This is a genomic window from Methylobacter sp. BlB1 (genome assembly GCF_015476545.1).
GTDB lineage: Bacteria > Pseudomonadota > Gammaproteobacteria > Methylococcales > Methylomonadaceae > Methylobacter.
In genome coordinates this window covers 1-878 of the sequence record NZ_JADMKV010000190.1, presented here as the reverse complement: position 1 = coordinate 878, position 878 = coordinate 1, and the positions used below count along the sequence as shown (strand labels likewise).

Sequence of the window (878 nt, the reverse complement as noted above, 5' to 3'; positions counted from 1 at the left end):
TGGTTCCTCGCCCAAATGGAAGGCGCCAGTGAAGCCTACCATATCGCGGGCGGGATACGGCTGACAGGCTATCTGGACGTGACGGCCTTGCGGCGCGCGCTGGACCGGATCGTGGCCCGCCATGAAACCTTGCGCACCCTGTTCATCGAGCAGGACGGCGAGGCGAGCCAACATATCCTCGACCCCGACCGCAGCGGCTTCGCGCTCTTGGAACACGATCTCAGTACCGTCGCCGACCCTTCGTCCGCCCTGGTCCGGCTTTCCGAACAGGAAGCCCAGGCGCCGTTCGACCTGGCCCAGGGTCCGCTGGTGCGCGGCCGCCTCGTCCGGCTGGCGGCCGACGAACATGTGCTGCTGGTCACCATGCATCACATCATTTCCGACGGCTGGTCCATGGGCGTGCTGTTCGAAGAGCTGGGCCGCCTTTACGCCGCCTACAGCCACGGCGGAGATGATCCTTTGCCGGCTCTGGACATCCAGTACGCCGACTATGCCGTCTGGCAGCGGCGCTGGGCCGAAGGCGAGCAGCTGCACGCCCAGGCGGCTTATTGGCAACAAACGCTTGCCGGCGCGCCCGCCCTGCTGGAACTCCCCGCTGACCGGCCTCGGCCGCCACAGCAGGATTATACCGGTGCCTTGCTGGCCGTCCGGCTGGACGCCAACCTCAGTGCACAGCTCAAAGCCTTCAGCCAGCGCCACGGCGTGACCCTGTTCATGACCCTGCTGGCCGGCTGGGCCCTGACCCTGTCGCGGCTCTCGGGCCAGGATGACCTGGTGATCGGCACCTCTTCGGCTAATCGGGGGCGGGCCGAAATCGAAGGCCTGATCGGTTTCTTCGTCAATACCCTGGCCCTGCGGATCGACCTGTCGGATTCGCC

General features: G+C 66.3%; 1 protein-coding gene. It reads left to right on the top strand.

Features of this window, described 5'->3' with window-relative positions; translation table 11 throughout:
• A partial coding sequence (locus IT781_RS21955) for a condensation domain-containing protein (protein ID WP_228779359.1) occupies nucleotides 1–878 on the top strand: 878 nt, incomplete at both ends.